The following is a 23,898-nucleotide window of genomic DNA, read 5'->3' as shown; positions in this document are numbered from 1 at the left end:
CGACCAACTTGAATAGATATGGAGAGCAGACATGAAAAAGCCCGCCAGTTTACAAAAGCTGTTCTCTTTGAATATGGAAAAGGAGCGGGGACTTGAACCCTGCATGACGGCGCTATAAACCCGGCTATCCGCTAACCGATACCAGGCTAATAGCAATCATCAAAACTAAGATACGAAAAAGCCCGCCTGTTTGCACAAGCGGGCTTCTCTGAATATGGCGGAGGAGCAGGGATTTGAACCCTGGATGGGCTATAAACCCATGCCGGTTTTCAAGACCGGTGCATTCAACCACTCTGCCACCCCTCCGAACGCTGCAAATACTATAGTGAGGATATGAGACTGTAAAGCAGAAAATGTCACGGCCTTATCTATTTGCTCAATCTGCACTCAGTCTTTGGGCGTTTCTTCTGCACGCAGCGCCAAACGCGCGGGATCCGGCTTGGTAAAACCTGCCCTCACCTGCGACCAGCCGGCAAACTGACGCAGTTTGTAGCCAGCAAATACCAGCACACTACAACCCAGGATCCCCCAGGCAATAGCAGTTTCCCCTGCTGTGGCCCACACAGCAACCAGACTTGATGCTCCGAATGCCAAGGTTATCTGTAAAAAGTTTTGCAGCCCGGCCGCTTTGGAGGCGCACTGACTGAAATGCTGCAGCGCACTGTTAACCACTATCGGATAAATGGCACCATTGGCCGCGGCCAGCACAGAAAATGCAATAAGCAATGGATAGATGGTTTGCGCCTTGAATACCAAAGTCGCCAAGGCAATCGCCAACACACACAAACCAAACAGGGCCAGCAACAGTTTAAGCGTCATCTCGCTGCCTACCCTGCGGATAAGCAACTTACTGGCATAGCCACCGACAATAAACATGATGGTTTGCGGAATAAAGCTTAAACCTATGGCGTCTGCTTCATAACCGTGCTGTTCCATCACTATCGGCCAGAGTGTCAGATAGGCAAAGAAAGCCCCTGAGCAAGCACCATAGATGAACACATTGCCCAAATAACCTGTGTTGTTGAAAAAGGTCTTGTAGGCCACTTTTTCTTCAGCTTTGGCCGTGCCTTCATTTGCCGGCTTAACCAACACCATAGTCAGCGCCATCAATGCCGTTGCCGTCGCCGCCAAAATGAAAAAAATCGCTTCCCAGCCCAGATGCCCAAGCACCTTGGCGCCGAGAATAGGCGCCAATGCCGGTGACAAGGCCACCAAGGGCATGATGTTGGAGAAGATGCGCTGCGAATCTTTGGCATCATACTGCTCTACCACCAAAGCCTGCCAAATGACGGCAGCACTGCAAACGCCAATCGCCTGGAAGAAACGGGCACAGTTGAGCATGATGATATTGTCACTGAAACCTATACTGACTGTCGCCAGGGCAAACAGCGCCAAGCCACCTAGCAGTGAATTGCGTTTACCGAAACGCTGCACCAGAGGGCCGTAAAGCAGTTGCCCCAAGGCCAATCCGGCCAGGAAAGAGGTCAAGGACATGGCCACCTGAGATGAGCTGGCGCCAAGCGAGCTTTCAATTGCTTTGAATGCTGGGAGATACATGTCGGTCGCGATGAAAGCCAACATGCTCAGGAGCGCGAGATAGCATAAAAACATGAAATATTTAAGAGTCATATACAACCTGATTACAACTTAAGACAAAAGTAATATGAATGCCGGAGCAGTCTAAAGCCTTGCTCAATCGAGGTGAAACGTTTATTTTTGACCTATGCTTTCAAATAATCTCACAGCAAGGAATCGCCATGCTTTCTGAACAATCGTTGCAACTTATCGATATTGTTTCTCACCTTGGCAGTTTCACCGCCGCAGCCAACAAGTTGCACAAGGTGCCCTCCGCCGTGAGTTATGCCATTAAGCAGATTGAGGAAGAGCTAGGGGTTGTGCTGTTTGAGCGTCATCACCGCAGCGTCAGTTTGACGCCCGCCGGGGCTCACTTTGTCAAGGAAGCCAGGATTATGCTCAAGCAACTGGACGACCTGAAACGGGAAACACAGCGGGTGGCCAATGGTTGGCAACCGACTCTGTCCATCGCTTTGGACAATATCGTCAGGGCAGACAGGATCAGTGTGCTGATTGCCGACTTCTATCGTCACTTCACCGATGTGGAGCTAATTATCCGCATTGAGGTGTTCAACGGTGTCTGGGAGGCCTTGTCTACCGGTCGCAGCGATGTTGCCATAGGTGCTACCACTGCCATTCCGGTCGGCGGCGCTTACCATCATAGAGACATGGGCGATATCGAGTGGGCATTTCTGGTGAGCAAGTCCCACCCTTTGGCCGCTATCGACCGGCCACTGGAAGATGAAGAGCTCAGGCCCTTCCCTTCTATTTGCCTGGACGATACTTCAAGAGAGATCCCCAAGCGCCACACCTGGTTACTGGACAATCAGCGCCGCTTGGTGGTGCCGGATTGGATCCGCGCCATCAACTGCTTCCGTGAAGGCTTGGGGATAGGTTATATGCCGGTGCACCTGGCCAGCCCCTTTATTCGCGCCGGTGCCCTGGTGGAAAAACAGCTGGCCACTCCTCTGGCTGCAAGCTCCTGCTGCCTGGCGTGGAATGCCAACAAGATGTCGCCGGCGCTCAAATGGGTACTGGATTATCTGGGCGATACCGAAAAACTGCACAGAGAGTGGCTCGCCTGACTTTAATTCATAAAAGATTCAGTGTTTAATGGCACAATCTATAACAGGAAACCTGCAGCGGAACCATATACGGTTTAAACTGCTCTAACATGGAAACTAGCCGGGTCGCCAAACCCGGGCTATGTCAGTCAACCTTCGGAGAAGCAAATGACTCAGCAAACCCTTTATTCGAGCCAAACTTCCACTATGGAAGTGAATAAAATGCTCAGAAACACCTACATGCTGCTGGCAATGACCATAGGTTTTTCAGCCGTATGTGCCGCCATCGCCATGGCGATGGGGATAGGCCCCATGATGTCACTGGGACTTTCCATCGGTGGCTTGGTGCTGCTGTTCGTCACCCTGAGAAAAGCGGAATCCGCCGCCGGGATCTTTTGGGTGTTCGCCTTTACCGGTATGGAAGGTGCGTCTCTGGGTTATATCCTCAATCATTACGCCGGTATGAGTAACGGTCCTGAGCTGATTATTCAGGCCTTTGGTCTGACATCAGCCATCTTCGTCGCCCTGTCGGCGTATGCCGTTACCACCAAGAAAGATTTTTCCTTTATGCGTGGTTTTTTGATTGCCGGTCTGGTGGTCGTCATAGCCGCTGCGGTGATCAATATCTTTGTCGGTAACGGCGCGGTATTCATGGCGGTAAACGCAGGTATCGCCCTGTTGATGACAGGCTTTATCCTGTTTGACACCAGCCGCATCGTCAATGGTGGTGAGACCAACTATATTCGCGCCACCATTGCCTTGTACCTGGATTTTCTCAACCTGTTTATCAGCCTGCTGCACCTTATGGGTGCCGGTGGTGATGACTGATCCCCTCGGGACGGAAAATAGGTTAAAATGGCCCTAATTCAGGGTCATTTTTTTTGGTATGAGCAAACTTATTATTATGGTGAATGGCAGTGTCTACGGCCCGGCGGCCGGCTTCCATGCACTCAAATATACCCGGGCCGCCCTGCAAGCAGGCCATGAGGTTCACTGCGTATTCTTCTATCAGGACGGCGTGAGCCAGTCCAATGCGCTATGCGCGCCGGCGTCCGACGAATTGGACTTAACTGCCGCCTGGCAGCAGCTGGCAAAGGAGTGGCAGCTTAATCTGGTGAATTGCATCTCTGCCGCCCTGCGCCGCGGTGTGCTTTCAGCACAGGATGCCAAGGATAACGCCAAAGCGAGTGCCAATCTCGCCGCTGGATTTACCATGGGGGGGCTTGGCGAGTTGGTCACCGGGCTTGAAAAGAGTGATCGTCTGGTGAGTTTTTAATGAAGAAATTAGCCATTATTTTTCGCCGAGCACCGCATGGGTCGGCTTCCGGCCGCGAAGGCCTGGATCTGGCGCTGCTGAGCGCCAGTTTCGAGCAAGAGGTGAGCCTAATATTTACCGATGAAGGCGTGCTTACGCTGCTTAAGCAACAGCAACCTGAGCTTATCGGCTGCAAGGATTATATCGCCACCTTAGGTGCGCTGCCCCTCTATGACATAGACACGGTACTGGTCTGCAAACAATCGTTGCAGGAGCTGGGACTTGGCCGCACCGAACTGGTTATTCCTGCCACCATTTGTGATAACGAGCAGATCCGCCAGGCCCTGCTGGATGCCGACGAGGTTATGGTTTTCTGATGATATTACACCAAATACAAACATCGGCGGCGCGCGACACTGCGCTGTCCTGCGCACTGAGATATGCCGGCAAGACAGACGTGTTTCTGCTGGCAGGCGATGCAGTAAGCGCCCTGCTGAAACGTCAATGGGCCATGGCACTGTCCCCTTTTAAAGTGGTGCTGGTGGCCGATGACGTCAAGGCCCGCGGGCTCGAGGACTTTCTTGGTAATTATGAACAGTTGGATTATCCGGCGCTGGTAGCGCTGACATTGGCTCATACAAAGGTTATTTCGTGGTAGATTTCATTCAATTCAATGACAAGCAGATAGCGACCGATCCTCAAGGGTACTTGAAGCAGGTTTCCGATTGGACGCCCGAGCTGGCGCCTGTCATCGCCGCAGGCGAAGAGATAGAGCTGACCGATGCCCACTGGGAAGTGGTTAACTTTGTGCGGAACTTTTATCTTGAATACAAGACCAGCCCGGCTATTCGGGTTTTGGTTAAGGCAATCGGCCAGGCACTGGGGCCGGAGAAAGGTAACTCCAAGTACCTCTACACCCTGTTCCCGATGGGGCCGGCCAAGCAGGCAACCAAGATTGCCGGGCTGCCCAAACCGGCCAAGTGTATTTAAAGCGACTCGATTCTGCACACAAAAAAGCCCCGGTTCTCGGGGCTTCTTACTATTTGAATAACTATTTTAAATTCTCATATACCAGCATGGCTGCCTTGCCGAGCGTGGCTAAAAACAGGGCAGAAAAAACTGCGATGACGGCCACGTAGGCAAGCCAGCGCAGGTAGCGCTGACCTTTATCCATATGACCTCACCCATCAACCTATTTTTTCAATGCCACCCATATAGCTGCGCAGGGCTTCAGGTACTGTGACACTGCCATCGGCATTTTGGTAGTTTTCCAAAATGGCTACCAGAGTACGACCAACCGCCAGTCCTGAGCCATTCAGAGTGTGGATAAGCTTGGGCTTGTTGTCGTCTTTGGCGCGATAACGGGCCTGCATGCGCCGCGCCTGGAAGTCACGCACGTTGGAGCAGGAAGAGATCTCACGGTAGGTATTCTGAGCCGGAACCCAGACTTCAACGTCGTAGGTCTTGGCGGCACCAAAGCCCATATCACCGGTACACAGGACGATAGTTCTGTGCGGCAGACCCAGCTTCTTCAGTACATTTTCAGCGTGACTGACCAACTCTTCCAATGCAGCTTCCGAATCCTGCGGCTTCACCAACTGCACCATTTCGACCTTGTCGAACTGGTGTTGGCGTATAAGGCCGCGAGTATCTTTACCGTAAGAACCGGCTTCACTGCGGAAGCATGGTGTGTGAGCAGTCAACTTGATTGGCAGCTCGGCTTCATCCAGTATGGTATCGCGGGCCAGGTTGGTCAGCGGCACTTCTGCGGTTGGGATCAGGCTAAGCCCCTGACCTTCCTCTGTGGCCGGTTTGGTGTGAAACAGATCTTCACCAAACTTGGGCAGTTGGCCTGTGCCCTTGAGACTGGCTTCGTTGACCAATAAAGGCACATAACATTCCGTGTAGCCGTGCTCCTGGGTATGCAAGTCCAGCATGAACTGCGCCAGAGCGCGGTGCATACGGGCAATTTGGCCCTGCATAAAGATGAAGCGTGAACCCGTTACCTTTACGGCACTCTTGAAATCCAGTCCTTTGAGCTGTTCACCGAGATCCACATGATCTCTTACCGGAAAGTCAAACTCTCTTGGCGTGCCCCAGCGACGGATTTCCACGTTGTCGTTTTCGTCTGCGCCCACGGGAGCAGATTCATCCGGCAAGTTGGGAATGCTCATGGCAATAGCGTCCAGCTCTTCAAGCAGTGCACTCAGCTCCTGCTTTTTGCTGTCCAACTGGCTGCCGAGATCACCTACCTGCGCCATGATAGGGGCAACGTCCTCACCGCGGGACTTGGCTTGACCTATGGACTTGGAGATGGCATTGCGACTGGCCTGCAGCTCTTCGGTTTCCACCTGCAGCGACTTGCGCTTTTCTTCCAGCTTGGTCAGCCTGTCTACATCGAGGATAAAACCGCGGGTCGCCAAACGCTCCGCAGTTGTTGCGAGTTCATTACGCAGATATTTTGGATCTAACATGTCTACTTGTCTTATCAGTTATACACGTGAAAAAATCAGCTGTTGTCCCAGGTAAACCATGGCCAGGCACAGCCCCAGGTTCAACGCCACATTCAGAAATGCCTTTAGCAACTCACCTCCCTGAATCAGCAGTAAGGTTTCATTTGAGAAAGTCGAGAAGGTTGTCAGTGCACCAAGAAATCCGACACCGACCAGCGCCTTGATCTCAGGGCTGATATGACTGAGTTCCCCCAGTGCATAGATCATCCCCATCAGAAATGAGCCAAGTACATTAACAGCCAGTGTACCAAAAGGAAAACCACTGCCAAATAGCTGGAGCACAAATATCGATATCAGGTAGCGCAAAACTGCGCCGGTTGCACCACCAAGGGCAACAACGGTCAGATTAATCATACCTTTTGTTCTCACTTTGACTGTCGAGTTGGCAAAGCTGCGCCAACTTATCGCGGATCCGTTTCTCAAACCCCCGCTCGGTCGGATAATAAAAACGGCTATCAGCCAAGGCTTCGGGGAAATAACATTCGCCGGCGGCGTAGGCATTGGCCTCATCGTGGGCATAACGATAGCCCTCACCTGCGCCGATGGATTTCATCAGCTCGGTCGGCGCGTTTCTCAAGTGCATGGGTACAGGCTGCTGGCCGGTTTCCCGGGCCAGTTGTCTGGCCGCCTTAAAGGCTGTGTACACTGCATTGCTCTTGGGCGCCGAGGCCAGATAAACAATCGCCTGCGCTATGGCGCGCTCGCCCTCTGCCGGACCGACCCGGTGAAAACAGTCCCAGGCGTTGAGGGCGACTGTCATCGCTGTAGGGTCGGCATTCCCCACATCTTCAGAGGCTATCGCCAACAGGCGTCTTGCGACATACAGGGGATCGCAGCCCCCTTCCAGCATGCGACAAAACCAATAGAGCGCCGCATCCGGCGCCGAGCCGCGAATCGATTTGTGCACGGCTGAGATCAGGTCGTAATACTGATCGCCATTCTTATCGAACCCTGCCAACTGCTCACCGGCCACCTGCACCAGCATGGCTTCGGTAAAACTACCGCCATCCGGCAGCATGTCACTCATCAGCTCCACCAGGTTGAGAACCTTGCGGGCATCGCCATCGGCGAGTGTCGCCAACTTGGCCATCAGCTCCGGCGGCATCTGTAATCGGCGTTTGCCAAGGCCACGCTCTTCATCAGTGAGGGCCTGGGTCACTATGGTTGCAATCTCGGCTTCATCGAGACGCTTAATCAGATATACCCGCACTCTGGAGAGCAAGGCGTTATTGATTTCAAACGAAGGGTTTTCTGTGGTGGCGCCGATAAAAATCACTGTGCCATCTTCAATAAAAGGCAGAAAGGCATCCTGCTGGCTCTTGTTGAATCTGTGCACCTCATCGACAAACAGCAAGGTGCGCTGGCCACGCGATTGCGCCACATTTTTGGCATGTTCTATCGCCGAGCGGATCTCTTTCACCCCGGATGTGACCGCAGATATTCGCTCCACATGGGCGTTGGCATAATGAGCTATCAGTTCAGCAAGCGTAGTCTTGCCGGTTCCCGGCGGCCCCCAGAACATCATGGAATGAGCCTTGCCGGCCTCCAGTGCCAGTCTCAGCGGTTGCCCAGGTCCCAACAGATGCTGCTGGCCGACGTACTGCTCCAGCGTCGCCGGGCGCATTCTTGCAGCCAGGGGCCGAAAGTCGGGGGCAAAATCAAAGCTCAGGCTGGACAAGATTAACCTTCCTGCCCCGGGCGCTGATCGTCAATGGAAACGCCTTCGGGAACCTCAAATTGGAACAGTGTCTTGTCGCTATCTGTCAGCGGCTTTTGTCCACTCAGTTTGAACTGACTGAGATTACCCTGAGTGTCTTTCAGTGCCAGTTGGGTCAAAGTGTCATCGTTGAAACAGACGCTGACCTGTTGTACTCCGGCCTCTTCTGTTTTGGGTGCTATCTGGAAACACTCTTTGTCCAGAGTGATGTTATAGCGAGCCCAACTGGCCTCGTCGCGGCGCACCAAAAGCGTCATGGGCGAAGCGGCAATAGCATTTTCCAGCGCCAGTACGCTCACTTCCTCGGCGAACGGGTTATAAATCCAAACATCTTTGCCATCTGCGACTATCACAGATTCATCCGGCTGCTGCAGATGCCAGTAAAACTGATTCGGCTGCGCCAAGGCGAGCTCGCCACTGCCTTGCTGAATAAGCTTGCCATTGATATCTGTGACTTGCTGTTGGAAGTCGGCTTTCAAGCCGGCGATAGCATCCAGCTTTTCTCTGAGCACACCGGCATCATCGGCCATTACAGGTAGGCTGACGGCCAGAGCAAGAAACATAATGCTTTTATTCATCTATACCTCAAATCTGTCTTATCTTGGCGGTGGTGGAGCCAATACTTCGCGGTTACCATTATGCCCCTGGGCACTGACCACCCCTTGAAGCTCCATCTGCTCTATGATGCGGGCGGCACGGTTATAGCCTATCTTGAACTTACGCTGCACACTGGAGATAGAGCCGCGGCGGGTTTCGGTAACAAAAGCAACGGCCTCATCGTAGAGTGCATCCAGCTCATCATCGCCGCCTTCTGGTGCTTCACCGGGCAGCAACACCTGCTCGCCGTCGCTGGCACCCTGAAGTATTTCATCAATATACTGAGGCTTACCGCGGGCATGCCAATCGGCAACTACGGCATGCACTTCGTGATCGTCCACAAAGGCGCCGTGAACCCGGTTAGGCACGCCGGTACCCGGGGGCAGATAGAGCATATCGCCCATCCCCAGCAAGGTTTCGGCGCCCTGCTGATCCAAAATGGTGCGCGAGTCGATACGGGAAGAAACCTGGAAAGCGATTCGAGTGGGGATGTTGGCCTTGATAAGGCCTGTTATCACATCCACAGACGGGCGCTGGGTTGCCAGAATAAGGTGAATACCGGCGGCGCGGGCTTTCTGGGCGATACGGGCAATCAGCTCTTCCACCTTCTTGCCGACTATCATCATCATGTCGGCAAATTCGTCCACTACAACCACGATAGAGGGCAACTTGTCGAGCTCAGGCGCCGTATCTTCCATGCTTTCATTGGACTTCCACATAGGATCGTAAATCGGCTCGCCGGCAGCCTTGGCCTCGGCGATTTTGGCGTTGAAGCCCTTGAGGTTACGTACCCCGAGCGCCGACATCAGTTTGTAACGCCGCTCCATCTCGCCAACACACCAACGCAGTGCATTGGCGGCCTCTTTCATATCCGTGACCACTTCACACAAGAGGTGCGGAATACCTTCATAGACAGAAAGCTCCAGCATCTTGGGATCTATCATAATAAAGCGCACATCTTCGGGGCCGGACTTATACAGCAGACTGGTGATCATCACGTTAACCCCAACCGACTTACCCGAGCCTGTGGTACCTGCCACCAAAAGGTGAGGCATCTTGGCCAAATCCACCACGACCGGATCGCCCGCAATGTCTTGTCCCAGCACCATGGTGAGATTGGATTTACTGTCCTTGAACGCCTGACAATCGAGCACATCCCGCATGAATACGGTTTCGCGGAACTTGTTGGGCAGTTCCAGCCCCACATAGGCCTTACCCGGAATAACCTCAACCACCCGCACGCTTTCAGCCAGCAGCGAACGCGCCAAATCTTTGGATAGGTTAGAGATTTTTGAAGCCTTGACCCCAGGGGCCAAGTCCAGCTCAAAGCGGGTAATCACAGGACCTGGATAGACACCAACCACTTGCGCGGTAATGTTGAAGTCTGCAAGTTTGCTTTCCACCAAACGCGCTACCTGATCCAGCTCTTCTTCACTGATAGGGTTTTTCTTGCGATTAGGCACATCCAACAGCGAGATGCTCGGCAAGGGATCCATAGGTTGCTTACGTTCTTTGGAAGTGCCCTCTTCACCGGGCAAAATGATAATGCCGTTTTCGACTCTGGCCTTCTGGGCCTTCAATTGCCGCTCTTTATGGCTGATGGCACCGGTTGAGACCCGCTTATCAAAGTCGATAGTCTCGCTTCCTTCTGCTTCATCTTGCCAAGGTGGCGTGTCTTCGGCATTGTCCGAAGAAATGCCCGCAGCCTTGGCAGTCGCACTTCCGGCAACACCTGCAGAAAGCACCGGCTCTACCCTGCCCTGACGCTTAGGCTCTATGTCGGCTTTGTCATCGGCAATCGCCGCTTCACTCTCTTGAACTTGCTTATCCTTTTTACGGAAACGACTCAGCAGCCCGGGTTTCTTAACGGGGGCTTCAATAACCTCTTCATCGTCATCCTCCTCGAGCACTTCTTCCGGTTCAACTTCATCGCGCTCGCGACGGAACTTGTCCACTACCGACATAAAACCGCGGGTATCTTCGGTTTCTTTCGGGCCTGACAGACGTGCAGGCAACTGCTTGAGCTTGCGAAAACACCAGATAGTTGCCAAGCCGGTGAGCTCGACTATGGTAAGCCAGCTTATTCCCGTTAGCAGGGTAAAACCCGCGCCGACAAAGCAAAGCAGCAGCAGTGTGGTACCCAACTGGTTGAAGTAAGGCAGCATAGCCTGAGCTATTACATCCCCGGCCACACCACCGGCAGAAAATTCATAGATATCGCCGGCATTCATACTGGCCAAGGCTGCCAGACTCAGCACCATCAACAGAAAGCCAATCAGGCGCAAGCCGACCGAGAAGTAATCCACTTCCAGCAGTCTGTGGGCACGCCTGAAGATCAACCAACCGGTTCCGGCAATGATGATCGGAATAAGATAGGCGGTATAGCCAAAGAAATAGAACAGGACATCGGCCAGCCAGGCACCTACGGCACCGGTGACATTTTCGATCTCCCCTTGATAGTTAGACTGACTCCAGCCCGGATCACCGGGATGAAAGCTGCCCAGCGCCAACAATATATAGATGGCGACCATGCAGCACAGAATAAGCCCCCCTTCCAGCAGACGTTGCAGGCCGCTGAGGGTTCTGATGCTATTTCCCTGAGACAAATGCGATTTCCATAAGCAAACGAAAAACAGATGGATTTAAGATACCAGAATCAACCTGAATGTGCAGCGAATAAGCCTTCGAAAGCCTCTAAAAGCAAGTGGATAGCGGCATTTTTTTACGCTGCCTCGCCGCCTGGGATAAAAAGTAAACAACCTAGATCAAAAAAGGAGCCATTGTGGCTCCCTTTTACCCTCATTAACAATCGAGGTTTAGGCTTCAGCAGAAATACTGATGGCCACTTTGCTGGTCTGCTTCACCTCTTCCATCACCACGTAGGTACGGGTGTCGGACACTGAAGGCAGCTTCAGCAAGGTTTCGCCCAGCAATTTACGATAGGCAGACATATCGGATACCCGTGTCTTCAGCAGATAATCGAAATCGCCCGATACCAGGTGGCACTCCTGAATATCATCCAAAAGCTGCACGGCGCGATTAAACTTATCGAAGACTTCCGGAGTATCCCGGTTGAGGGTGATCTCGACAAATACCAACAAGGATGCGCCCAAAAAGTGCGGGTTAACCAGTGCGGTATAGCCGTTAATGTAACCTTGTTTTTCGAGACGCTTGACGCGTTCAAGGCAGGGAGTTGGACTCAAACCAACACGTTTGGAAAGCTCAACGTTGGAAATGCGACCGTCAATTTGCAGTTCATTAAGAATGTTACGATCGATACGATCCAAGTCTTTTACAGGACTCTTTTTATTATTTACCATATTTTTAACCTTGTTTTATCACTAAAACAACATTTAATTTTGCGTATGTCGGAAGTTTAGCAGCATAATCTGCCCGGGCAATACTATACTAGACTTTCCTGAATTGATCACGTTCAGGTCACTATAAAATAACAATTATGCCCATTAAAAGTGGGTTTTTTAGTATATTGAGGCTCGAAAATGATAATTGGTGTTCCAAAGGAAATCAAAAACCATGAGTATCGTGTGGGTATGGTACCTTCCAGCGTACGCGAATTGACTATGCATGGTCATCAGGTTTTTATCGAAACGAATGCTGGTAATGGGATTGGGTTTACCGATCAGGACTATATCGATGCCGGGGCGTCTATTCTGGACACGGCCGCCGAGGTTTTTGCCAAGGCTGAGATGATAGTCAAAGTCAAAGAGCCACAGGCCGTAGAACGTGCCATGCTGCGCCATGACCAGATCCTCTTTACCTATCTGCACCTTGCCCCCGATCTGCCCCAAACTGAAGAACTGGTCAACAGCGGCGCTGTTTGTATCGCTTATGAAACTGTTACCGATGACCGTGGTGGCTTGCCTTTGCTGGCCCCCATGTCAGAAGTGGCCGGACGCATGTCCATCCAAGCCGGTGCCATGGCGCTGGAAAAATCCATGGGCGGTCTGGGCATGTTGCTCGGTGGTGTCCCCGGAGTTGAACCGGCTAAAGTTGTGATTATCGGCGGCGGCATGGTAGGTACCAATGCGGCGCAAATGGCGGTGGGCATGGGTGCCGATGTAGTGGTGCTTGATCGCTCCATCGACGCGCTGCGTCGTTTGAATGTTCAGTTCGGCTCCAAGGTCAAGGCTATCTACTCGACGGCCGATGCCATTGAAAAGCATGTATTGCAGGCCGATCTGGTCATAGGTGGCGTGTTGATCCCCGGCGCGGCAGCGCCCAAGCTGGTTACCCGTGAGCACATCAAGAAGATGAAGCCTGGGGCCGCCATAGTGGATGTCGCCATAGATCAGGGGGGCTGTGTGGAAACCTCTCATGCCACAACTCACCAGGATCCTACCTATATCGTCGATGATGTAGTGCATTACTGTGTAGCCAATATGCCGGGCGCCGTGGCACGTACTTCCACCTTTGCCCTGAACAACGCTACCCTACCCTACATTCTCAAGCTGGCCCGTCTGGGTTACCGCGACGCGCTCTTGTCTGACAAGCACTTGCTGAATGGTCTTAACGTGATGCACGGTAAGATCACCTGTAAAGAAGTCGCAGAAGCCCACAATATGGCTTATACCGCTGCCAGCGAACTGTTACAGTAAGCAAATCAACTAATCGCTTTAAAGGAGCCTCTGGGCTCCTTTTTTTCGATTAAGTCAATCTTGAAGATTCTATTCCTGGCGCTTTACCCTTAGGGGTAAATTACCTACAATCGCTGCAATTTGCCAAGGCACGGAGAATAAAATGAGCCAAGCCAAACATTGTAATCTTTTGATCCTGGGATCAGGCCCCGCAGGCTATACCGCAGCCGTTTATGCTGCCCGCGCCAATCTCAAGCCTGTGATGATCACAGGTATCCAGCAGGGTGGCCAGTTAACCACTACGACCGAAGTCGAAAACTGGCCCGGCGATGCCGAAGGCCTGACAGGTCCTGCGCTTATGGAACGGATGCAAAAGCATGCCGAGAAATTCGATACCGAAATTATCTTCGACCATATCAATGAAGTGGACCTGCAACAGCGCCCTTTCACCTTGAAAGGTGACAACGGTGAGTACACCTGTGATGCGCTGATCATAGCCACAGGCGCATCCGCCAAGTACCTTGGTCTGCCATCTGAAGAAGCCTTCAAGGGTCGTGGTGTATCTGCTTGTGCCACCTGTGACGGTTTCTTCTATCGCAATCAGAAAGTGGCTGTCATCGGTGGTGGTAACACGGCTGTTGAAGAAGCACTCTATCTTTCCAACATAGCTGCCGAAGTACACCTGATCCATCGCCGCGATACCTTCCGCTCTGAGAAGATTCTTATCGATCGTCTGATGGACAAAGTCGAAAACGGCAACATAATTCTGCACCTGGACAAGACATTGGATGAAGTGACCGGCGATGCCATGGGCGTGACCGGACTCAAGATGAAGAGCACCAAAGACGGCAGTATTTCCGATTTGGAAGTGGCCGGGGTGTTTGTCGCCATTGGCCACAGCCCCAACACAGGTATTTTCGAAGGCCAGTTGGAGATGAATGGCGGTTATATCAAGGTCGAAAGCGGCCTCAACGGCAATGCCACCCAGACCAGCGTCAAAGGCGTATTCGCCGCCGGCGATGTGATGGATCAGCACTACCGTCAGGCCATCACCTCAGCCGGAACCGGTTGTATGGCGGCTCTGGATGCCGAGCGCTTCCTGGATGCCCAGAAATAAGCTCTGCCGATATACTGAAAAAGCCAGTCATTGATGACTGGCTTTTTTGTCTGAGGCATTAAAACATAGGCAAATCACAGGTATGAAAAAAGGGACCTTAGGTCCCTTTTTAACAGCAACTACAACTTATCTCCTGAGAGATTAGTTTGCCAGTGCTTCCTTCGCTTTTTCTACCAGAGTAGCAAACACTACTTTGTCGAATACAGCGATGTCTGCCAAAATCTTACGATCGATTTCGATAGACGCCTTTTTCAGACCGTTGATGAAACGGCTGTATGAAAGACCATTCTGACGAGAAGCCGCATTGATACGTGCAATCCACAGTTGACGGAATTGACGTTTCTTCTGGCGACGGTCACGGTAAGCATATTGACCTGCTTTGGTTACGGCCTGTACCGCTACACGGAAAGTACGTGAACGGGCACCGTAGTAACCTTTGGCAAGTTTAAGAACTTTCTTGTGACGAGCTCGTGCAGTTACACCACGCTTAACTCTTGGCATTTTTCAATTCCTCCTAATTAAGCGTATGGCAGTTGGCGTGCGATCATAGGCACGTCAGCTTTGGCAACTAAACACTTGGCGCGCAGATGACGCTTACGCTTGGTGCTCTTCTTGGTCAGGATGTGACGCAGATGGGCTTGCTTACGCTTGAAACCATTGGCGGTTTTCTTAAAACGCTTCGCTACACCCTTGTCGGTTTTCATTTTAGGCATTACTAAAACTCCGCATTGGGACATTAATAAAACGCAAGGCGAGCAAAGGCCCGTAGACCTTTGCTACTTTTCAGGATTGCCCTGCTATTTCTTCTTGGGCGCCAGCACCATGATGGCTTGTCGACCTTCCATTTTCGGGAAAGATTCAACAACCGCATACTCTTCCAGATCGCCCTTGATACGGTTCAGAAGATCCATACCCAGGTTCTGGTGTGCCATTTCGCGTCCGCGGAAACGCAGCGTAACTTTCGCTTTGTCTCCATCTTCCAGAAAACGAATCAGGTTGCGTAGTTTTACCTGATAGTCGTTTTCATCAGTACCAGGGCGGAATTTAACTTCCTTCACCTGGATCTGTTTCTGCTTCTTCTTCTGTTCTTTCTGGGCTTTTGCCTTGTCGAACAGATATTTACCGTAGTCCATGATACGGCATACAGGCGGCTCAGCATTAGGACTGATCTCAACCAGATCCAGACCTGCCTCATCGGCTACTTCCTGAGCCTCTTTGATGCTGACGATACCAATGGCTTCACCATCCACGCCATTCAAACGTACCTCTGGTACGCCGGTAATTTCTTCATTGATTCTATTCGGGGCCGCCTGACGGCCTGCTGATTTTTTGATCTTTATGACCTAATCCTCCAACAATTCAAGACTACGGAGTGAAATTTGTTGCTTGACCTTAGCGGCGAAATCATCGATTCGCATCTTGCCTAAGTCCACCCCGTCTCGGGTACGCACAGCGACTTCCCGATTTTCCATCTCCTGATCACCTATGACCAGCAAATAAGGAACCCGCCTCAAAGTGTGCTCGCGTATTTTAAAGCCTATTTTTTCATTCCTCAAGTCTTTAGAGGCGCGTATGCCCTGTTCCTTGAAGAATTCGACTACTTCTTCAACATAATCAGCTTGTTTGTCTGTTATGTTCATAACAACAACCTGCATAGGAGCCAGCCAGGTTGGGAAGCGGCCCGCGAACTCTTCGATGAGGATACCGAGGAATCGCTCCAAAGAGCCCAAAATCGCACGGTGGATCATCACAGGAGTCTGACGGCTGTTGTCTTCGGCGACATAAGTCGCGCCCAGGCGCCCCGGTAAGGCGTAATCGAGCTGCACTGTACCGCACTGCCAGGCGCGATCCAGGCAGTCATGCAGAGTGAATTCGATTTTAGGGCCGTAGAAGGCACCTTCACCTGGCAGTATTTCAAATTCGATATCGTTGCTGCGCAGCGCTTGTTTCAGAGCTTCTTCTGCCCTGTCCCACATGGCATCGTCACCGATACGCTTCTCTGGACGGGTAGAAAGCTTAACTACGATATTGCTGAAGCCGAAAGTGGAATAGGTGTCGTACACCATCTTGATACACTTGCTGACTTCGGATTGCACCTGCTCTTCAGTACAGAATACGTGCGCATCGTCCTGGGTAAAACCACGAACCCGCATCAGACCGTGCAAGGCGCCCGAAGGCTCGTTACGGTGACAACAGCCGAACTCGGCCATCCGCAGCGGCAGATCGCGATAGGACTTGAGGCCCTGATTGAAAATCTGTACGTGGCCGGGGCAGTTCATCGGCTTGATGGCGTATTCGCGGTTCTCACTGCTGGTTGTAAACATCGCCTCGGCGTATTTATCCCAGTGACCGGAACGTTCCCACAACACGCGGTCCATCATCAGTGGACCTTTCACTTCCTGATAGTCGTACTGGCTCAGCTTCTGGCGAATAAAACGCTCAAGCTCAAGGAATACGCTCCAGCCGTCGTTGTGCCAGAACACCATACCAGGGGCTTCTTCCTGCATGTGGTACAGATCCAGCTGCTTGCCGATTTTACGGTGATCACGCTTGGCCGCTTCTTCCAGACGGGTCAAGTGAGTCTTGAGCGCTTTCTTGTCGGCCCAGGCAGTACCATAGATACGCTGCAACATCTTGTTGTCTGAGTTACCACGCCAGTAGGCACCGGCAACATTCATCAGCTTAAAGAAATGACAGAAACGCATGTTGGGCACATGGGGCCCGCGACACATATCTGTGTATTCTTCGTGGTGATACAGCGCCGGAGTGGCATCACGGCTGATGTTCTCATCCAGGATCGCCATCTTGTAAGGCTCGCCGCGAGACTCGAAAGTATAACGAGCTTCCTGCCAGCTGACCACACGCTTGACCACGTCATAGTTGGTCTTGGCCAGTTCCAGCATGCGTTTTTCCAGCTTCTCCAGATCTTCCTGGGTCAGTTTATGTTCCAGGTCGATGTCATAGTAGAAGCCGTTATCGATAACAGGACCAATCGCCATCTTGGTTTCAGGCCACAGCTGTTTGATCGCATGACCCAACAAGTGTGCGCAAGAGTGACGAAGGATTTCCAGCCCTTCTTCATCTTTGGCCGTGATGATCGACAGTTCTGCATCTGTTTCGATCAGATCACAGGCATCTTTTAACTCGCCGTTGACTCGTCCGGCAATACAGGCTTTCGCCAGACCGGGACCAATATCAGCAGCAACATCGAGTGTAGAGACTGGGTTGGCAAACTCGCGTTTGCTCCCATCGGGAAGTGTAATTACAGGCATGAAAATTCCTTGTCCAGTGGTGACCCACACGTAGGGCCACTTGGTTATCAATTAAAAAAGAGTGTTTAGCCCTTGGGTTAAGGCAGTACAGGAGCCTTAAGGTCTCCGCCGGGCAGGCTGGCAATTTTACGGGATAAGCCCTTGCCTGCGCAACCCAAAAACACTCAAGGGACAAGCTTTTGCTCACAGCCTGGGGCTATACTTGAACTGTGTTGTGATATGAGGTTCTATCGTCCAAAGGGCATAGCGCTACCGGACAAAGGAGGAAACCATGCAACTCAAGAGTCAGACTATCTGCTGCCCCCATTGCGGCCACCATCAAAAGGTGGAGCTCGACGCCAGCGGCGGCGATCAGGAGTTCTATAATGATTGCCGGGTATGTTGCAACCCTATCCATATGCGGATGCACATCAATGACCAGAGGCACATGATAGAGCTGTACGTCGATGGCGATGACGAACAGCTCTACTGAAAACCCCGTTTCAGGCTGCTTATATAGGACGAGTGCGGCCGCGAATGAAGTGTATCGGCGACAATTAAGCCAGGTGTCGTTGAGCTAGTACGCGCTCGACCGTATCCACTATCGTTTGGGTCTGACTGTCAATTTCGATATTCAGCCAATCCCCTTCCCGATAGTCCTGCAGATTGGTCAGTCTGAGAGTCTCAGGAATGAGATGCAGCATAAAGCGATTGCCTTTGACCTCGCCAACGGTGAGGCTACATCCATTGATACCGATAAAGCCCTTATAGAAGATGTACTTCAACCACTCTTCGGCCACTTCCAGCTGCATATTGTAATGGCTGTCACTGATATCCAGATGCACCAACTGCGCCTGGGTATGCACATGGCCGGAAAGAATGTGACCCCCAAGCTCGGTACCAAACTTGAGTGACCTCTCTATGTTAACCTTGTCACCAACCCTTAGTCCGACCAGATTAGTCACCGCCAGAGTCTCTTCCATTACGTCGAAAAACGCCCTATCATCAGCAAGCTGGGTTACCGTCAGGCAAACACCGTTGTTGGCAACACTCGCTCCTATTTCCAATCCCTCGCGCAAGGCGGGAGGCAGAGCGACTTCGAGGGTATTTAGCCCGGGCTTTTTCTCGATCGCCAAGATTTCACACTTGGCTTGAACAATACCTGTAAACATTTTCTCACTCGCTTAGTTGTTAGGGCTGCTTTCATGAATCACACCGGCTTTCAGGCCAAACGCTTAGTTCAACTGGCTTTGCCTGTGCTTATTGCACAACTTACCCAGACAATGATGGGGTTTATCGATACCCTGATGGCCGGCAGAGTCAGTGCTGTCGACATGGCAGCCGTCGCTGTCGGAACCAGTCTCTGGCTACCGGCCATTCTGTTCGTTCAAGGCCTATTGCTGGCATTTACTCCCATGTTTGCCCATCATCACGGTGCAAACAACCAAAAGGCGATTCAACCGCTTGCCTTTCAGGCTGCCTATATTGCCATAACCGGCGCCTTGGGTGTGATGCTGTTTCTGGCATCTGCGCCACATATTTTGGATTGGATGGAACTGGAGCCTGAGCTCAAGCGCCTGACCATAGGTTATCTTGACGGCATTCTCTGGGGGGCGCCGGCCTTTGTGCTCTATCAAGTGCTCAGGGGCTGCAGCGAAGGGATCTCCTATACGCTGCCGACCATGATCATAGGTTTTGTCGGCCTGGCGGTGAATATCCCGGCCAACTATATCTTTATCAATGGTCACTTTGGCATGCCCGCCATGGGCGGCGCCGGCTGTGGTGTCGCTACCGCTTTGGTGTTTTGGGCCATGCTCCTGGCCATGGCCATCTATATGCAGTGGCATAAACGCTTTAGCGAGTTGGCTCCCTTCAAGGCGTTTCACAAACCCCATTTGCACACCATTATGGAGATGACCAAGCTGGGCATGCCTATTGCCATGGCGCTGTTCTTTGAAGTTAGTCTGTTTGCGGTGATCGCCTTGTTACTGGCGCCTCTCGGTGCCACTGTCGTGGCCGGGCACCAAATTGCGCTGAATTTCTCCTCGATTGTATTTATGTTGCCACTCTCCATCGGCATAGCCGTTTCTATTCGGGTCGGTTATTACCTAGGCCGGGGTCAGAGTGATGTGTCGGCACTGGTGACCAAGGTGGGATTGGCTATCGCCTTTTCTCTGGCCATGCTAACCGCGGTGGCGACTGTGGTATTCAGGTATGAGATTGCCCTGCTCTATAATGACAACCCAGAAGTGGTCACTCTGGCAGGCAGTCTGATGCTGATGGCTGCTCTATATCAGTTGTCAGATTCGGTACAAGTGGTTGCGGCCGGTGCCCTTCGTGGCTACAAGGATACCCGCAGCGCCTTTTTCATCACCTTGTTTGCTTATTGGGCTGTGGGGATGACCCTGGGTTATGTATTAGCGTATACCGATTTTCTGGTACCCGCCATGGGAGCACACGGATTCTGGATTGGGCTTATCGCCGGCTTGACCGTAGCCGCGATACTCTTTGCTATCCGTCTGAGATATATCCAGAAAAGTGGCAAACAGTTCGCGGTTATCTCTGACGTGAGCACAAATTAAGCCGAATGCGATCAAAGCTACAGCAAGTTGTGCAGCAATTCGCCACTCAATAAAAATTTGTGTTTTTTTACTTGCAACTGGCGGCTGCTCGCCCTTAATATAGCGCTCGTTCGAGGGCGGCAGCCTGAAAAACGCAATACACCCGTAGCTCAGCTGGTTAGAGCACTACCTTGACATGGTAGGGGTCGGTGGTTCGAGTCCACTCGGGTGTACCACTCTCTTCAGAGTGCCAAAAATGAAAATCATGCAATACACCCGTAGCTCAGCTGGTTAGAGCACTACCTTGACATGGTAGGGGTCGGTGGTTCGAGTCCACTCGGGTGTACCAAGCAACCTGCTTCAAGCAGGTTTTTTTATGCTTAAAATTTCCCTCTTATTCTATTCGAGCTGCCATTTTCTGTTGTAACCATCTCTGTATTCCCCAGTATGAGTAAGCCCCTCTACTGAATAATATTTTTATAATTCAAGCCCGACTTTTTGCATATTGCTTACTTTCACCGGCCATGGAATCATGGAGCATAGACAAGATCCTTTGCCGACAGGGAAATTCATGAGCCAACGTACTCTGCACACGCTGTTCAAACCTGGGTCCATCGCCGTCATTGGCGCGTCCAATCGCGACAAGCGTGCGGGCAATGTGGTAATGAAAAACCTGCTCTCGGGGGGCTTTGCCGGGCCAATTATGCCGGTAACGCCCAAGTATAACGCGGTTATGGGCGTGTTGGCCTATCCCAATATCGAATCTTTGCCGATCAAACCTGACCTGGCCATCATCTGTACCCGCGCCTCCAGCGTAGCTGCGATAGTGGAAACCCTGGCACAATTTGGCTGCAAAGTGGCGATCATCATGGCCTCCGGTATGGCCGATGAATTAAACGAACAAGGCGAAAATCTGCTTGAACAGACTCAAGCCAACGCCAGACGTTACGGCATGCGGATCCTCGGCCCCAACAGTTTGGGGATGATGTTGCCGCCCCAGGGACTCAATGCCAGCCTGGCCCATGCCGGTGCCCTGCCCGGCAAAATAGCCTTTGTATCCCAGTCTGCAGCCATCTGCACCACAGTACTCGACTGGGCCAACAACAAAGGGATCGGCTTCTCCTCATTTATTTCCCTCGGTGATGCCACAGACATAGACTTCGATGAGCTGCTGGATTTTCTCGGCCGCGATTCCCGCACCAGCGCCATCATGCTTTACATAGATTCGGTCAATGAGAAGCGCCACTTCCTGTCGGCAGCCAGAGCCGCAGCCCGGCATAAGCCTATTTTGGTGATCAAATCCGGCCGAAGCGCCGAAGGTGGCAATGCCGCCAAACTGCACACAGGTGGCATTGCCGGTAATGATGCCGTATACGAGGCCGCCTTTCGCCGCGCCGGTATGCTGCGGGTCACCGACTTGGTTGAGCTATTTGCAGCGCTCGAGAGTCTGGCTCACCTCAACCCGCTCAATGGCGAGCGCCTGTGTATTTTATCAAATGGCGGCGGTCCCGCCGTGCTGGCGGTGGATGAATTGGTGCTCAAGGGTGGCAAGCTAGCACAGTTGTCCGACACCACTGTGGAGAAACTCTCGCAGCTGTTGCCCTCTACCTGGTCCGGGCAAAACCCGGTGGACATCATAGGTGATGCCGGTGCCGAGCGTTACAGCCAGGCGCTGTCGGTATTAATGGACAGTGATGAGCTGGACGCCATCCTAGTACTGCACTCTCCTTCGGCCCTTGGCGAAAGTGTCACCATAGCCGATGCCTTGATTGAAACTGTCAAACAGCACCCAAAACGTAACCGGGTGAGCATCTTAACCAACTGGAGCGGTGAAGATGCCGCTTATCGGGCTCGAAAGCACTTTTCCAAGGCGGGGATCCCAACTTACCGCACACCCGAGGGCGCCGTGCGCGCCTTTATGCATATGGTGGAGTATCGCCGTAACCAAAAACTGCTGCAGGAAGTGCCGCAATCTATACCTGACACTATCCCAACAGACAGCACTACCGCCAGAAATCTGTTGCAGCAAGCCATAGCCAAGGGCAAACGGGTACTGGAAACCCATGATGCCCGCAACATACTCAACGCCTATGGCTTGGATACCATAGATACCTGGTTTGCCAGGGATGCGGCCGAAGCCGTGGCCATTGCCGATAAGGCGGGTTATCCCGTGGCATTGAAAGTGCAATCACCGGATATTTTGCATAAATCGGACGTTCACGGGGTAATGCTGAATCTGACATCGGCTAACGAGGTCAATCAGGCCGCGGCGGCCATTGTCGAACGGGTGCACGCCTCCAACCCTGCAGCCTCGGTGGAAGGCATGATAGTGCAAAAGATGGCGCTGACCGCCGGCGCACAGGAGCTCAGAGTCGCGGTAATCAACGACCCAGTGTTCGGCCCAGCCATCATGCTCGGTGAAGGTGGCTCCGAGTGGGAACCCACCCGGGATGCGGCTGTCGCCTTGCCGCCACTGAATATGGCACTGGCACGTTATATGGTGATCCAGGCGCTCAAGACTCAAAAGATCCGCGATCGTCACTTGCCCCAAGGCTTGGATATGCGAGCCTTGTGCCTGATGTTGACCCAGATTTCGCAGCTCATTATCGATTGCCCCGAAATCGAGAGCCTGGATCTTAATCCTGTATTGGCTGCGGGCGAGAAAATTACCCTCTTGGATGTCAATCTGCGCCTGAACCCGGAAGTTACGGATAACGCCGGACGACTGGCGATTCAACCCTACCCCAAAGAGCTGGAAGAGAAAGCCAAACTGCGTAACGGCCTTGAGGTGATGTTGCGGCCGATACTGCCGGAAGATGAACCCAAGCATCTGGACTTTGACAACTCGCTGACAGATGAAGACAGATACAAGCGCTATTTCGGGGTGCGCTCGCGTATGACCCACGAAGAAATGGCGGTACTGACCCAAATAGATTACGCCCGTGAGATGGCGTTTATCGCCACCATAAGAGATGAAAATGGCGAAGAGGAAACCTTGGGTGCAGTGCGAGCCTCTATCGATCCGGATAACACAGAAGCGGAATTTGCCATGGCGGTTCGCAGTTCCCATCAGGGGATCGGTATTGGTAAGTTATTGCTGGAGAAGCTTATCAACTACTACCGCACCACGGGCACCCAGGTGTTAACCGGCTTCACCATGTTCGAGAACCGCAATATGGCCAGTCTCGCCAAGAGTCTTGGCTTTACTGTCACCTTTGATATGGAAGAACACCTGATCAAGATGCACATGGAACTGGCCGGCAAGGACACATAAGCACCTCCCTATTGAAGGTGAACAATCGCACCTCAAAACCAAGAACCCGGCCAATGCCGGGTTCTTTTGATTGTCACCCCAAAACCACCTCCTATGGAGGTGGTGATCGTCAAGTCGGGGCTCAGCCCGAAGAGTGCCCATGCTGCATACTGAGTCGGTTTGTTACCAGCAAATCAAGGAGTAAGCAGTATGAGCCGATATGAAAGTGCATCGCACGTCTTCTATCGCTGTCAGTATCACATTGTATGGAAGCCAAAGTATAGACACAGGATCTTGAAGGGCCGAGTTGGGCAGGAGGTTTGTCGGAATTTATATCTATAGCGGCATGAAGAGGTGTCGGATAGTAGAGCTAAATATCCAGATAGACCATGTTCACTTA

The 23,898-nt window shown here is 52.2% G+C and carries 24 protein-coding genes, 3 tRNA genes and 1 pseudogene; 14 read left to right on the top strand and 14 right to left on the bottom strand.

The annotated features are described in order from the left end of the window. Positions 1 to 215: 215 nt before the first annotated feature. Positions 216 to 306: transfer RNA gene (locus N512_RS0107225), tRNA-Ser, on the bottom strand. Between the two features lie 81 nt (positions 307 to 387). Next, positions 388 to 1,629 carry a purine nucleoside transporter PunC gene (punC, locus tag N512_RS0107220; RefSeq protein ID WP_028779876.1) on the bottom strand — a complete coding sequence of 414 codons (1,242 nt, stop codon included), beginning with the start codon at positions 1,627 to 1,629 and terminating at the stop codon, positions 388 to 390. 128 nt (positions 1,630 to 1,757) lie between these two features. On the opposite strand from punC, the gene punR reads away from it, so the two are divergent. The 6 genes from punR to N512_RS0107190 all read left to right on the top strand — a co-directional run bounded on the left by punR (position 1,758) and on the right by N512_RS0107190 (position 4,884). Then, positions 1,758 to 2,660, top strand: a complete 903-nt coding sequence (gene punR / locus N512_RS0107215; protein ID WP_028779875.1) for a DNA-binding transcriptional activator PunR — start codon at positions 1,758 to 1,760, stop codon at positions 2,658 to 2,660. A gap of 147 nt (positions 2,661 to 2,807) precedes the next feature. Further along, complete coding sequence (locus tag N512_RS0107210; RefSeq protein WP_025009742.1) at positions 2,808 to 3,467, top strand: Bax inhibitor-1/YccA family protein; 660 nt, start codon at positions 2,808 to 2,810, stop codon at positions 3,465 to 3,467. Between the two features lie 58 nt (positions 3,468 to 3,525). Then, complete coding sequence (gene tusD / locus N512_RS0107205) at positions 3,526 to 3,915, top strand: sulfurtransferase complex subunit TusD (RefSeq protein WP_028779874.1); 390 nt, start codon at positions 3,526 to 3,528, stop codon at positions 3,913 to 3,915. Continuing rightward, positions 3,915 to 4,271, top strand: a complete 357-nt coding sequence (gene tusC / locus N512_RS0107200) for a sulfurtransferase complex subunit TusC (RefSeq protein WP_028779873.1) — start codon at positions 3,915 to 3,917, stop codon at positions 4,269 to 4,271. Before tusD ends, tusC begins: the two co-directional genes overlap by 1 nt. Then, positions 4,271 to 4,552 (top strand): sulfurtransferase complex subunit TusB, encoded by a 282-nt coding sequence (gene tusB, locus N512_RS0107195; protein WP_025009739.1) that lies wholly within the window; start codon positions 4,271 to 4,273, stop codon positions 4,550 to 4,552. The genes tusC and tusB overlap by 1 nt, the downstream gene beginning before the upstream one ends. Next, positions 4,546 to 4,884: a TusE/DsrC/DsvC family sulfur relay protein gene (locus tag N512_RS0107190; RefSeq protein WP_025009738.1), complete on the top strand. Its 339-nt coding sequence runs from the start codon at positions 4,546 to 4,548 to the stop codon at positions 4,882 to 4,884. The genes tusB and N512_RS0107190 overlap by 7 nt, the downstream gene beginning before the upstream one ends. 61 nt (positions 4,885 to 4,945) lie before the next feature. On the opposite strand, the gene N512_RS24765 is transcribed toward N512_RS0107190, so the two are convergent. From N512_RS24765 to lrp, 7 genes are all read right to left on the bottom strand, one after another. Then, complete coding sequence (locus N512_RS24765; protein WP_025009737.1) at positions 4,946 to 5,068, bottom strand: hypothetical protein; 123 nt, start codon at positions 5,066 to 5,068, stop codon at positions 4,946 to 4,948. A gap of 13 nt (positions 5,069 to 5,081) precedes the next feature. After that, positions 5,082 to 6,368 carry a serine--tRNA ligase gene (gene serS / locus N512_RS0107180; RefSeq protein WP_028779872.1) on the bottom strand — a complete coding sequence of 429 codons (1,287 nt, stop codon included), beginning with the start codon at positions 6,366 to 6,368 and terminating at the stop codon, positions 5,082 to 5,084. Positions 6,369 to 6,386: 18 nt separating this feature from the next. Then, positions 6,387 to 6,761, bottom strand: a complete 375-nt coding sequence (gene crcB / locus N512_RS0107175) for a fluoride efflux transporter CrcB (protein WP_025009735.1) — start codon at positions 6,759 to 6,761, stop codon at positions 6,387 to 6,389. Continuing rightward, positions 6,754 to 8,085, bottom strand: coding sequence for a replication-associated recombination protein A (locus N512_RS0107170; RefSeq protein ID WP_028779871.1), 1,332 nt, complete (start codon positions 8,083 to 8,085; stop codon positions 6,754 to 6,756). The genes crcB and N512_RS0107170 overlap by 8 nt, the downstream gene beginning before the upstream one ends. Before the next feature lie 2 nt (positions 8,086 to 8,087). Then, positions 8,088 to 8,702 (bottom strand): outer membrane lipoprotein chaperone LolA, encoded by a 615-nt coding sequence (gene lolA, locus N512_RS0107165; protein ID WP_028779870.1) that lies wholly within the window; start codon positions 8,700 to 8,702, stop codon positions 8,088 to 8,090. A gap of 18 nt (positions 8,703 to 8,720) precedes the next feature. Beyond that, the gene (locus tag N512_RS0107160) at positions 8,721 to 11,327 is read right to left on the bottom strand and encodes a DNA translocase FtsK (protein WP_028779869.1); all 2,607 of its coding nucleotides are present in this window, start codon (positions 11,325 to 11,327) and stop codon (positions 8,721 to 8,723) included. A gap of 210 nt (positions 11,328 to 11,537) precedes the next feature. Then, the gene (lrp, locus tag N512_RS0107155) at positions 11,538 to 12,041 is read right to left on the bottom strand and encodes a leucine-responsive transcriptional regulator Lrp (RefSeq protein WP_025009731.1); all 504 of its coding nucleotides are present in this window, start codon (positions 12,039 to 12,041) and stop codon (positions 11,538 to 11,540) included. 180 nt (positions 12,042 to 12,221) lie between these two features. Here lrp and ald point away from each other — a divergent pair, with 180 nt between their 5' ends. After that, positions 12,222 to 13,337 (top strand): alanine dehydrogenase, encoded by a 1,116-nt coding sequence (gene ald, locus N512_RS0107150; RefSeq protein ID WP_025009730.1) that lies wholly within the window; start codon positions 12,222 to 12,224, stop codon positions 13,335 to 13,337. Between the two features lie 142 nt (positions 13,338 to 13,479). Beyond that, a complete protein-coding gene (gene trxB / locus N512_RS0107145; protein WP_028779868.1) occupies positions 13,480 to 14,433 on the top strand; it encodes a thioredoxin-disulfide reductase in 954 nt (317 codons plus the stop codon). Between the two features lie 141 nt (positions 14,434 to 14,574). Here trxB and rplT read toward each other — a convergent pair whose 3' ends face one another. From rplT to thrS, 4 genes are all read right to left on the bottom strand, one after another. Then, positions 14,575 to 14,934 (bottom strand): 50S ribosomal protein L20, encoded by a 360-nt coding sequence (gene rplT / locus N512_RS0107140; RefSeq protein WP_025009729.1) that lies wholly within the window; start codon positions 14,932 to 14,934, stop codon positions 14,575 to 14,577. A 17-nt stretch (positions 14,935 to 14,951) separates the two neighbouring features. Further along, on the bottom strand, positions 14,952 to 15,146 hold the full coding sequence (rpmI, locus tag N512_RS0107135) for a 50S ribosomal protein L35 (RefSeq protein ID WP_025009728.1): 195 nt from the start codon (positions 15,144 to 15,146) through the stop codon (positions 14,952 to 14,954). Between the two features lie 84 nt (positions 15,147 to 15,230). Further along, complete coding sequence (infC, locus tag N512_RS22450) at positions 15,231 to 15,773, bottom strand: translation initiation factor IF-3 (RefSeq protein ID WP_037436578.1); 543 nt, start codon at positions 15,771 to 15,773, stop codon at positions 15,231 to 15,233. 3 nt (positions 15,774 to 15,776) lie between these two features. Then, entirely contained in the window at positions 15,777 to 17,705 is a 1,929-nt protein-coding gene (thrS, locus tag N512_RS0107125) for a threonine--tRNA ligase (RefSeq protein WP_028779867.1), read from the bottom strand. A 271-nt stretch (positions 17,706 to 17,976) separates the two neighbouring features. Between thrS and N512_RS0107120 the strand changes: the two genes are divergently transcribed. Continuing rightward, positions 17,977 to 18,177 (top strand): CPXCG motif-containing cysteine-rich protein, encoded by a 201-nt coding sequence (locus N512_RS0107120; RefSeq protein ID WP_025009725.1) that lies wholly within the window; start codon positions 17,977 to 17,979, stop codon positions 18,175 to 18,177. 64 nt (positions 18,178 to 18,241) lie between these two features. Here N512_RS0107120 and N512_RS0107115 read toward each other — a convergent pair whose 3' ends face one another. After that, positions 18,242 to 18,856, bottom strand: coding sequence for a riboflavin synthase (locus N512_RS0107115; protein ID WP_028779866.1), 615 nt, complete (start codon positions 18,854 to 18,856; stop codon positions 18,242 to 18,244). 33 nt (positions 18,857 to 18,889) lie between these two features. On the opposite strand from N512_RS0107115, the gene N512_RS0107110 reads away from it, so the two are divergent. The 5 genes and pseudogenes from N512_RS0107110 to tnpA all read left to right on the top strand — a co-directional run. Continuing rightward, a complete protein-coding gene (locus N512_RS0107110) occupies positions 18,890 to 20,266 on the top strand; it encodes an MATE family efflux transporter (RefSeq protein ID WP_028779865.1) in 1,377 nt (458 codons plus the stop codon). Between the two features lie 138 nt (positions 20,267 to 20,404). Further along, positions 20,405 to 20,481, top strand: a tRNA-Val gene (locus N512_RS0107105). A 36-nt stretch (positions 20,482 to 20,517) separates the two neighbouring features. Next, positions 20,518 to 20,594: transfer RNA gene (locus tag N512_RS0107100), tRNA-Val, on the top strand. A 222-nt stretch (positions 20,595 to 20,816) separates the two neighbouring features. Continuing rightward, positions 20,817 to 23,519, top strand: a complete 2,703-nt coding sequence (locus tag N512_RS0107095) for a bifunctional acetate--CoA ligase family protein/GNAT family N-acetyltransferase (RefSeq protein ID WP_028779864.1) — start codon at positions 20,817 to 20,819, stop codon at positions 23,517 to 23,519. A gap of 189 nt (positions 23,520 to 23,708) precedes the next feature. Further along, positions 23,709 to 23,898: pseudogene (tnpA, locus tag N512_RS24020) on the top strand (IS200/IS605 family transposase); the annotation flags it as partial.

The organism is Shewanella sp. 38A_GOM-205m (assembly GCF_000518445.1).
Classification (GTDB): Bacteria; Pseudomonadota; Gammaproteobacteria; order Enterobacterales; family Shewanellaceae; genus Shewanella; species Shewanella algae.
Note: the sequence above shows the minus strand (reverse complement) of the source record. Positions and strands in the feature narration are given on the sequence as shown.